Origin of the sequence: Vibrio eleionomae (assembly GCF_009874545.1) — a bacterium.
GTDB lineage: Bacteria > Pseudomonadota > Gammaproteobacteria > Enterobacterales > Vibrionaceae > Vibrio > Vibrio nitrifigilis.
Genome location: NZ_WEKT01000020.1, coordinates 55383 through 65885, shown reverse-complemented (window position 1 = coordinate 65885; position 10503 = coordinate 55383). Strand labels below are relative to the sequence as shown.

Sequence of the window (10503 nt, the reverse complement as noted above, 5' to 3'; positions counted from 1 at the left end):
CGCCACATGTGTGTATCACTGATATCGAATGAAAAAACGTTCAAAGGTGGAGTAAAACGCAAAAGGAAGATGGCCGGAATGAGTGAAGCGTATTTAGAGAAGGTTCTCGCAGCCCTTTAATGATGGGCACCTTCATGCTTTTGCCCTGGGGGACGCGTCGTGAAATAGATTGGTTCACAAAGGATATGGGACGAATCTTTCCACGTGAGTGGGAGCGTTTTTGTTCGTTCTTACCTGAGGCGGAAAGAGAAGGTGATTTATGCGCTGCATACGCAAGACTCTTAGCCGATTCAGACCCTGCTGTCTATCAACAGGCTGCTCTTGAGTGGTGCCGATGGGAGGATACGCATGTTTCACTCATGCCTGGCTGGGAACCCTCATTACGCTATTGTGATCCCCAATTTAGTCTTATTTTTTCTCGGCTAGTTACGCACTACTGGAGCCGAGGTTGTTTTTTGGCCGATGGTGAATTGATGGCAGGGATGCCCCTATTAGCGGACATACCTGCAGTTTTAATCCATGGTCGTTGGGATATATCCGGACCGATGGATGTTGCCTTGAATTTACATCGTGCTTGGCCGAAAAGCGACTTATGGATACTGGAAGGGGCTGGTCACGGTGGCATGGGATTTTCTGAAGCGATGACGGCTGCTCTAGATAGGTTTCGAACCCCCTTTTAGTCTAAATGTCACGCTAACTGTCAGTTAGTTACGTAGCGCTATTCCGTAGGAGATAAAATGCAACAACCGAGAGTTAGCGCATTATTGAGAAATCAAAAACATTCTGAAATTCTGCTCATAAAACGTATTAAAGATGGCCGAACTTATTGGGTTTTTCCCGGAGGTGGAGTCGAGTCAAATGAGTCACTTAGGCAAGCTATAGTTCGCGAAGTTTTCGAAGAAACCTCTTTGGAAATAAGTAATCAAGAAGCCATTTTTTCAGTGGTAAATCGTGGGCGAAAGGAGCATTTCTTTCTTGTTAATGTGCCTTTTTTTACACCTAAATTATCACGGCAAAGCCCAGAATTTGAGGCTCAAAATTGCTCTAATCGATATGAACTAACTTGGGTAAAACTGAATGACTTAGGTCAGCTAAAACTCGTTCCTGTTGAGTCTCAAATTATAGTAAATTCTCTGGTAACTGAAGCCCGAATCTAACAAACAAGGAAAAGCTTACACTGAAGAAACAGTTGAGAGCTTAAAGGTTGTTTAAATAGAGATAACTAAATGCTGAATTAGCTTAGCGCATTGCTGAACAAATAGGATAGAAAGGAAAGCACTCAACAATAATGAAAATATTTTCAATATCGACATTGGTAATTCAATTTATTTTAATCTGCTGGTCTAAATACTATGGATTTTTAGCCGATGATAAAATACATAATTTATCGATAATAAACGACAATGATGTAGTAGAAATGGCAGAACTTTTTCAGCACTATAATCATTTGGAAAATAATATGGCCTATGCCGCAGGTGCTGTTTGGTTAATGGTTATTATCGTCATTCATGTTAAAAAAGTTGCTAATACTCGATATTCTCAATTAACTATTTATTCACCCATTGTGTTGAGTTTGATATTGGAATTTTTTTAATTATGCAATTTGCAGTGTCGTTCATGCCAAATAGGCATTGTCATATATTTGGTAAAGTGAAATAGCAGAACTCTATAATAAAGAAAGCCCTTAGGTGCTAGCGCGCATCTAAGGGCTTTTTTGATGCCAATATGTTTATACTCAAGCGCGGATATAGGCCCATCCTTGAGATTGTTTATGGGCGAGGTATTGCACTGCGGCATCAACAACTTTGGCTTCTGCTTGAGCAGCGAGTTCTTGCGCTTTTAAGCTGTTACCACACAACACTAAACGGGAGACAATGTCAGAGTCGGTAATTATTACCGCAATTTTAGCCGCAGGGCCATTAACGATGATCTCTACTTGGGCATCGTTTTCGAGCTTAAGTAAATTACGAGCATTATTTTGTGCACGTTTGAGAGCGTCTTCAGTGGGCGCGTGAATCAGCAATTGAGTTGCTGCCATAATATTTTTCCTTCTATATATCTGAGTACTAGAGAGCCTGCGCAATCTGGTGTGCTAGTTGCTGTAGTTCGTCGGAGCCTCGACGACGAGGGCGTGGTAAATCAATGTATTGATCAAGTGCTATTGTCGCAGGCGAGCCAGCAAGCACGATCACGCGATCGGCGAGGTAAATGGCTTCTTCAATATCGTGAGTAATAAACATAACCGTTTCATGCATTTGCTCGCAAATGCTGAGTAACTGATCTTGTAAATGGTGACGCGTAATGGCATCAACAGCGCTAAAGGGTTCATCCATTAATAATAAATGTGGATGAACAGCAAGTGCACGAGCTATACCGCCGCGTTGAACTTGGCCGCCCGAAAGTTGATGCGGCCAGCGATCTGCGAGATCGTCTAAACGTGCCAGTTTTATTACCTCATCAACCCGTTGCTGTTTTTGTTCTTTGGTGAGTTTTAAGCCTTGCAAGCCATAGGCGATGTTGCTGCGCAATGTGCGCCAAGGCATTAAACGACCATCTTGAAATACGAGCCCACGAGAGCGTCTTGTTTCGTTTTCTTCGACATTTAAAGCAATGTTACCACCACTCGATTCCGTTAACCCAGCAACACAGCGTAGCAATGTGGATTTGCCAACACCGGATCCACCAACAACGGCAACGAACTCACCCTCTTCGATCTTTAAATCTAAATTGGCAAAGACAGGCTTAGGATTGTCGCCATAGTGATAACTAAGACCTTCGATATTTAGAATTGACGCCATTTAAGAACTCGCTTTTCAATTAGACCAAATAGTGTATCGCTCAGTGTGTAAACTAGAGAAATGATCAACATATAAACCACAACGACTTCGTATGCGCCGACACCTGCAGCGGAATTCATTTCCTGTCCCATTCCGGGGACGCCCAGAAGTTCGGCAGCAATGAGTGTCATCCAAGCTTGGCCAATGCCTGTGCGAATACCAGAAAAAATGCCGACAGCCGCTCCCGGTAAGGTGACTTGTAATGCTTGACGGAAATATCCGTTTTGACCAAATGAACGAGCAAGCTCGTAAAAACGAGAGTCTACGTTACTCACGGCAGAGTAGGTGGCAAAATAATTGACCCAAAACACGCCAATCGCAATAACAAACGCGGCACCTGCATGGCTGACTTGAAACCACGCTATGGCAAATACTACCCAAGCTAACGGTGGAATAGGGCGAAGTATGCGCGCTAACCAAGCGTGTAAGGCATCAATCAGCGCTGAAGATGCTGCGAGAGCGCCAATTAAGAAGCCAAGAAATGTACCAATCGCTAACCCCCAACCGTAATGGATAAGACTTGAGGTAATCGCTGGCAGTAACCGCCCGGATGTCCATTCATCAGCAAGTGCTTGAGGTAGAATAAAAGGATCTGGAATGGTACCGCTCGGTGCCCAGTTTGAAGCTTGGGCATATTTCCACACTAATACGAAGCCGATGACGCCCAACAGCCCTAAAAAAGCACGCCCCCAGCGGGAGCGAGTCAATAGTTGCAACATTACGAGGTGTTACTCCTGGTTTAATTCGTTATAGAAGTGATTATCGAATAGGGAATTTAGGTCTACATTTACTTTTAAAGTGCCTTGTTTCGCCTGAAAGTCACGCATCGTATGAGTTCCCTCTATGATCGCATTAGGATCGGCTTGAAATTCATCATGAGAATTTTTGATTGCGTTTAACACGATACGAGAAGGCAGGCGACCACCACCCACATATTTTCCAACCGCTTTAGCCGCAGTTTCTGGATCGTTGCGTAGTTCGTTAGTGGCAGCAATATGAGCTTTAACCAACGTCTTAACTAACTCGGGATCGGATTGAATCAGTTTTTCACGTACGACCAACACAGCCCCTGGTTGGTTAGGGAACATTTGAGACCCTGATGCCACGACTTTAGCGTCAGACTTTCTGTCTTTCACAATGCTAACCACAGGTTCCAAAATGGCGGCACCGTCAACGGCACCAGTCATTAGGGATTGTTGAACCTGAGCTGTGCCTTGATAAATGATGCGTATATTGTCTGCAATCTGTTGGTCTGTCATACCCAATTGATGATGTAGCCAATATTGTAATACTGTCTCTGGAACAGACCCAACTGGAAAGGTTGAGATTACGGCTTTGTGTCCGTTATCTGCTTTAAAACGCGCAAATGCCGTTTTCGTATCACCGTTATCAAAGTAAGGCGCGAGCTTACCCAGTGCAACCATGCTAACTTGCTCAACAATATTCGAGGCGACAACCTTTATATCGGCACCTTTAGCACGAGCAACCATCGCTGGACCGATACCCAAATAAGCAACATCCAATTGACCGGATAGCAGCGCTTGTACGATAGCAGGGCCGTTTTGAAATTTGAATAACTGAGGATCTTTAATCCCTGCTTTTTCTAAAGTGCCATTTTGTAATACAACAAAGGCTTGAGACACTGGAATAATCGGCATGTAACCAATTTCGATTGATTTATCTGCTGCAGTTGCTAGGTGACTCCAACCCAACACCAAAGTCACTAAAAGAGCTGACCAACGACGCATGATAGCAATTCCTACTAAGTTAATTTTGCGAACTAAATGCTATATAAGAAAACACAAATTAAAACGAATTGCTTAGATCGTTTAGTACTATGCTAGATCGGCCATAAAGAGACGAAAAGACATTATTCAAAAGCTCTCGTAACAAGCATGAATGTATGTTTCTGAGTTATCAAATAATTGTATGACGTTAGAGATACAATTGTTTAATTAATTTAGATAGTTATGTATTAGCGAGTGAGGTTGTAAACCCATGTCATAACAAAGCCCGCACGACAAAGATTAAGTCATAATATGTAATGAGTTGAGTAAGCGTGATGTTGGTTAATATGGGGAAATTTATGGCGATAAAAAAGGTAGATACATAAATATCTACCTTGGTTCGTTACGTGTGATTACGCGTTAGTGATGAGCATCCGTCACGATTTGACCTTTACCATTGGTAAGGTAAATGCCGACATTTTCCATCATCCCTTGATCTTCATGGTCGAGAATATGGCAATGCAGGACAAATTCACCAATATAGCGTTCATAACGCGTTCTCATGGTAATAAGGTAGCCTTGACGAACAAAGATGGTGTCGCGCCATACTCCTTTATACCCATAGTATTGGCTTTTTGGATCGCCGGTCACTTCTTTACCATGCTCATCTTGAATTGATACGATCTGGAACGGATTGACGTGAATATGGAAAGGGTGGCCTTCATACACAGAACCTAATTTCCATTCTTGAGCTTTACCTAACGGTAGTTTGCGATCGACCACATCGGCAGCATAGGCTTTCCCGTTGACGATACCATAAGGTGCAATCACGGTATTGCCATCCTTATCTGGTGTAATTTCACCAGTGTCTAAATCTCTATGGTATGTCGTTGTATTAAGATCTAAGTTACCAATATGAAAAGCATTTCCTCCACTTGAACGAAGGATATTGAACCCTAATGTTTGTTCTTGTTGCCCTCTGACTTCAGAATCTGAAACGTCTTTGTGTGGCACAAATGCAGTCAACATTAAGCCATTTTTAATATCGTCAACAACGTGGGTTCGTACCTTTTCTTGGGAGTATTTTTGAGCACCAGTCAGAAGCGTTGAACATATCGTTTCATTTTGCTTCGCCAATACTTTTTTATCTGACTTACTTAATTTAGTGTTAGAAACTTGAATGGCATTTGGAGCCATTTGACACTTATCATTGGTTGGTAGTGGTTGGGTTTGTTGAGTAGCCTTATTTACATCAATTAATGCCAAAATTTGGTCGCTTGATTTTTCTTTGTTGATTGTGTCAAGGCCATTGGTGTGAGTATCGACCATGCAGTAGAGGCCTTTTTCTGGGAAGGTCATTAACACATCTTCACGGTAGCCGGGCTGAAATACCGTTTTATATTGCGTTGATACTTGTTTTCTAGTTAAGCCATCGCTAGCAATAATATATTGGTTTAGTGGGGCGCCTGAACAATATTTCTCAACGATTTCGTTTTTCTCGTCAGCATTTTTTGCCTTGTTGAACTCTTCATAAACCTTACGTAATTTCAGATTATTCAGTTTGGCTTTTTTGAACTGTAGACCGATGGTATCGCGCACCCCTGCGTGAATAAAACGCCATCTTTCCACATCCCCGACAGCAATGTCTTTAATGGTGGGTAGCACGGTACCATTGATTGACGTGTAGCGTTTGGAGTTCTGCCAAGTTCCTGGGCCAAATTGGTCATATTTCTCTATTTGACCAACTTGTCCTGGCTTGCATTTCCATTGGCCATTGGGGTCTGTTTCGATTTTTCCTTCTTGATTACGACAGGCATAAGCGATTTGCTCAAACATCAATACACGTTCTTGAAGTGGCGTTTCATTACTATCCGTCAGTAACGTATCGATATCCCCAGCGTTTAACGTATTGTTTTCGAACCTTGGTACACGATCACCGTGAATGATGAGTGGGCCGCTCATCCCACTAGAGACTTGAAGTGCCGTAGAGCCATGCAAATGTGGGTGGTACCAAAACGTCCCCGCAGGGTGATCAAACGGAATATTATATTCGTATTCAAAGCTTGCTCCGGGATCAATTTTGAGCAGCACGTTGTCACTATTTCCTGTAGGACTTATCCAAAGTCCATGTGTGTGCATATTGGTGCCATTAAAGCAATGCGGATCGTCAACTCCACCTGTGTGGGAATAGCAACTTTCATCATCTGGGAGATTGTTGTCTAGGGTTAAACGGAAGGTTTCACCGGGCCAAAGATCCACTTTAGGTCCAACGAATGGGGTTTTTTCGTTCGATTTACTGCCAACAAGAGAACGTAGTTTAACGGTGTCAGGGAGATTTGTTAGCGGGTTATATAATTGGGATTCAGTGTATTGCACACTTAAATTGTAATAGATTTGATGACCTGGCCCTCTGTTTTCTGGATGTTTGTATGTTTTGCTTTGAAACGCACCAGTTGAAGCTGAGGATAAGGGTTCACCACTTGGATCGGTCATAATCGCTTGAACGGGGCTTTTTATAGTGCGTGTTGTATCTTGAGTATTTTGAGAAAAGGCGCAACTTGATAGAAGGGGAAGGCCAATCAGCATGATCGCTTGAGAGGGGCGCCATAGTTTTTTTTTATCAGTCACTTTGCATGATTCCTTTTATAGCAAAGATAAAGAAAGTGACACATCGGTTCGTTGTGATGGTCACTGTACCTGCGGAACAATCACTGGAAGTGATTGTATTGCCATACTGTTGCTTTAATTTGTGAAAAGAGTGCACCTCCGTTTTATGGGCTACATTGCATAAAGTGTAGGTGGGTGCTTGGTAATCATTACAAATAATATGGGTATTTTTACAAAGGGACACTTTATGTACCCATGGCGCTATGCATCCAGTTATTTAGTTGATAATATCTTACTGACTTATAGCGTATTACTTATCATTTATTCATATAGCTTGGGAATAATCATGGATGACAAAAATATCCCGTTTCAGACCATAGATTGGTCGCTAATTCCACGTACAGAGCATGCGGGGGAAAGTGGTATTGCTTACTGGCAAACGATGCAATTTGATGGTTTACGTGTGCGTATTGTGGAATACAGTGCCGGTTATGTTGCCGATCATTGGTGTCAAAAAGGGCATATTGTTTATTGTCTAGAAGGGGAAGTGACCAATGAGCAAGAAAATGGCGATTCTTCGGTATTAATACCAGGGATGTCTTATATTGTTTCTGATGAGTTGAGCTCTCACCGTTCTGTGACGCAAACAGGCGTTAAGCTACTGATTATTGATGGTGATTTTTTACAGTTGAAATAGATACTTTTGGCTATTCACTCGAAAACTGGCAAAGGAATTCCCAGAGATAACAGCGTTGATGGTTGTGCCTGGGATGCCGCAGAAAATTACGGGTCGTTTTGATTACGCAGAAATTTGAAACACCCGTCGTAGCAAACCATACTTCAATAATAAAATATTTGAAATATGGTGTGGTATTGTGTTTAAAAAATCAAAGGCGGCAGAACCTCTCCCTAATCCTTGCGTAAAAAATTGTGCGATGGATGGTTCTAAAATCTGTGTTGGATGCCATCGTACCATTGATGAAATATTGCAATGGCATGATGCTAGCCCTGCTGAGCAGCAAGAGATATTGCTTCGGGCACAAGCTCGGAAAAAACAGCCATCTTAATGAACGAGCGAATCGCTTTTATTCGGTCTCTTACCCTTTATACCTAAATTGCCTCAGAATATCGGATTAAACTCTTAATCCAAGAATTCTATTTAAGCCTAATCATCGAATAAGTCATTATTTTCTTTCCACGTGATTGGATACGTTTTGTCGCATCCATAGTACTTTATTCGCTAACACCACTATTAATTGGGTGGGTTATTGCGTTTCATGATGAAAAATTGACGTAATTCTTTCCATGTGATGGCGTGTAAACAACCATAATTGTGACAATTTTATGAAGTAAATAAGAAAGGTTACATTAGAGGTCCAACATGAAAAAAGAAATGACATCACTCAAGCTATTAAGCATTGTCGTGTTAGGAACTATCATGCTGCCTACCGCTAGCTTGGCAGCGGTGTATAACGACTCTGATGAATCTGTGTATGTGAAACCCGAGCACAGTAACGATCCCGTTGAAGTAAAAAAAGGTCATGAATACAAAGGCCCTCAAGATGGTGTCGCTTCCAAAGGTAAGGTCTACAAAAATATTGATGGTAGCGATGTAAAAGTGGATAAAAAAGGCGATGTGAAAGTCATTCAAAAAAATCCTGTACGTTTGCTTGCTGAGGAAGTTCGTGGTGGCAATTTAGACAAAAGCCCCGATTCGACTTGGGATCCTGTATTTAATAAAGCGAAACAGCAAAAGAAAGATGAACAAGCAAAGGCAAAAGCAACGCTAGATGAAGAGAAAATTGAAGGCCAATCACTGACAAAAGCTGATATTAAGTGACTGAAATGAAAGATTATGATGCCATTCTTGTGAGCTACAAACACGGTTGCACGGCTTCTTAGTGATATACTGCATTGAATTTGCAGTCATATTTAAACTTGCTTTGGAGTCTCTATGCCTAACCTTAAACCAAACGCCACGTTACACGATTTCCAGCAGTACGTTGCTGAGTTAGAAGTTGAACGTGGATTTTCTGATCAAAATGCACAAAACAAATGCTTATTGATGGGAGAAGAGGTTGGTGAACTGTTTAAAGCGGTTCGGAAAGCGGAAGGGATTGCCGTTGACCCTCGGTCAAAAATTGCAGATATTGGCGATGAACTGGCGGATATTTTCATCTACCTTTGTGCGATAGCTAACCGATATGATATTGATTTAGCGGAGGCTTTTGACGCTAAAGAAAAGATCAATAAAACACGGACGTGGCGATGAATAATCCTTGGTTAGAGATACCTGCTGCTGACTACGAAGGTCATATGCAGATTACTTGAATGTGAGTGGTTGCGCTGCGATTGCCATGGAGCGCGACTAAGACTGAGAACGTTTTACGAAACATTTGGTTTCAAGCTGGTGGATCGACAAACATTATTAGGATTTGATGTTGCTCGATACCAACTAAGTCTATAACAATCCCCCTTACAAATTACTTATTATGTGCATTACATTACACCCAATACCTGCTAACCAGCGGGTTATTTTAGAGAATCTTTTTACTTATTATGTGTACGATATGTCGGAGTTCATGGGATGGGATCCTAGTGAACTAGGCTGTTACACGTTTAATGCGCTGACCCTCGATCCTTATTGGCAAGATGCTGATTATTTTCCTTATTTTATTTATGTGGATGAAAAAATCGCAGGGTTTGCGTTGATTCGATATTACCCTATCGACCGATCTAAACTCGATGTTGAACAGTTTTTTGTACTGAGAAAATATAAAAGGCTAGGGATTGGTAAGAAAGCGTTAGCACAGGTTTTGAAATTGCATCCGGGCGAATGGCAAATTCGAGTGTTGAAAGAGAATACGTTAGCGCTAAGGTTTTGGATGGCTGCAGTACGTGCAGTGGTGGGAGATGAATTTGCTTTAACCAGTGAGATAGATATTGATTTAGAGATGGATTTTATACGTTTTAGCTATAAATAGGACAACAAAGGGATGAGTTAACCCAAATGTTATACCCAAGTAACCTCAAGATGCTGTTTCAGCGAGAATGTATTCGCTCTTAGGCAAGGCACTGATTTGAAGACATAGTCATTCTACGTAGAAAATCAGTAACGCAGCCTAGGAGCGAATAAAACTCGCCCTTTGGGAGCTCATCAACAAACCTATTTCTACGCCCAATAACGTTAAAAGGGAATGACCATTCCTGCCGTGATTGAGCTTGACCTAGGCTCGTTGATGAAGCTCTGAATCCTGCATCTTGAGGTCATTTGGGTATATGTTGATTATGGCGTATATCGTTGCAAGAAAAACGGCACTGATTCAATAAAA

Annotated in this window: 13 protein-coding genes; 8 read left to right on the top strand and 5 right to left on the bottom strand. The window is 41.8% G+C overall.

Annotation, left to right across the window (positions count from 1 at the left end):
- Positions 1-134: 134 nt before the first annotated feature.
- The 3 genes from F9817_RS12290 to F9817_RS12280 all read left to right on the top strand — a co-directional run bounded on the left by F9817_RS12290 (position 135) and on the right by F9817_RS12280 (position 1594).
- Entirely contained in the window at positions 135-680 is a 546-nt protein-coding gene (locus tag F9817_RS12290; RefSeq protein WP_161155920.1) for an alpha/beta hydrolase family protein, read from the top strand.
- Positions 681-737: 57 nt separating this feature from the next.
- The gene (locus F9817_RS12285) at positions 738-1157 is read left to right on the top strand and encodes an NUDIX domain-containing protein (protein ID WP_161155918.1); all 420 of its coding nucleotides are present in this window, start codon (positions 738-740) and stop codon (positions 1155-1157) included.
- A 131-nt stretch (positions 1158-1288) separates the two neighbouring features.
- Positions 1289-1594, top strand: a complete 306-nt coding sequence (locus F9817_RS12280; RefSeq protein ID WP_161155916.1) for a hypothetical protein — start codon at positions 1289-1291, stop codon at positions 1592-1594.
- Between the two features lie 141 nt (positions 1595-1735).
- Here the strand turns inward: F9817_RS12280 and F9817_RS12275 are convergent, their stop codons facing one another.
- The 5 genes from F9817_RS12275 to F9817_RS12255 all read right to left on the bottom strand — a co-directional run bounded on the left by F9817_RS12275 (position 1736) and on the right by F9817_RS12255 (position 7192).
- Entirely contained in the window at positions 1736-2038 is a 303-nt protein-coding gene (locus F9817_RS12275) for a DsrE family protein (RefSeq protein ID WP_161155914.1), read from the bottom strand.
- A 28-nt stretch (positions 2039-2066) separates the two neighbouring features.
- Positions 2067-2798, bottom strand: coding sequence for an ABC transporter ATP-binding protein (locus tag F9817_RS12270; protein WP_161155912.1), 732 nt, complete (start codon positions 2796-2798; stop codon positions 2067-2069).
- Positions 2783-3556, bottom strand: a complete 774-nt coding sequence (locus F9817_RS12265; RefSeq protein ID WP_161155909.1) for an ABC transporter permease — start codon at positions 3554-3556, stop codon at positions 2783-2785. The genes F9817_RS12270 and F9817_RS12265 overlap by 16 nt, the downstream gene beginning before the upstream one ends.
- Positions 3557-3565: 9 nt before the next feature.
- A complete protein-coding gene (locus tag F9817_RS12260; protein WP_161155907.1) occupies positions 3566-4585 on the bottom strand; it encodes an ABC transporter substrate-binding protein in 1020 nt (339 codons plus the stop codon).
- A 399-nt stretch (positions 4586-4984) separates the two neighbouring features.
- Entirely contained in the window at positions 4985-7192 is a 2208-nt protein-coding gene (locus F9817_RS12255; protein WP_202436445.1) for a multicopper oxidase domain-containing protein, read from the bottom strand.
- 226 nt (positions 7193-7418) lie between these two features.
- Between F9817_RS12255 and F9817_RS12250 the strand changes: the two genes are divergently transcribed.
- The 5 genes from F9817_RS12250 (at position 7419) to F9817_RS12230 (ending at position 10155) form a co-directional block, all read left to right on the top strand.
- The gene (locus F9817_RS12250) at positions 7419-7868 is read left to right on the top strand and encodes a DHCW motif cupin fold protein (protein WP_237476238.1); all 450 of its coding nucleotides are present in this window, start codon (positions 7419-7421) and stop codon (positions 7866-7868) included.
- A 178-nt stretch (positions 7869-8046) separates the two neighbouring features.
- Positions 8047-8238: a DUF1289 domain-containing protein gene (locus tag F9817_RS12245; protein ID WP_345789732.1), complete on the top strand. Its 192-nt coding sequence runs from the start codon at positions 8047-8049 to the stop codon at positions 8236-8238.
- A gap of 314 nt (positions 8239-8552) precedes the next feature.
- Positions 8553-9011: a hypothetical protein gene (locus tag F9817_RS12240; protein ID WP_161155905.1), complete on the top strand. Its 459-nt coding sequence runs from the start codon at positions 8553-8555 to the stop codon at positions 9009-9011.
- A 114-nt stretch (positions 9012-9125) separates the two neighbouring features.
- Entirely contained in the window at positions 9126-9443 is a 318-nt protein-coding gene (locus F9817_RS12235) for a MazG nucleotide pyrophosphohydrolase domain-containing protein (protein WP_161155903.1), read from the top strand.
- 298 nt (positions 9444-9741) lie between these two features.
- Entirely contained in the window at positions 9742-10155 is a 414-nt protein-coding gene (locus F9817_RS12230) for a GNAT family N-acetyltransferase (RefSeq protein ID WP_161155901.1), read from the top strand.
- The last annotated feature ends 348 nt before the right edge of the window (positions 10156-10503 follow it).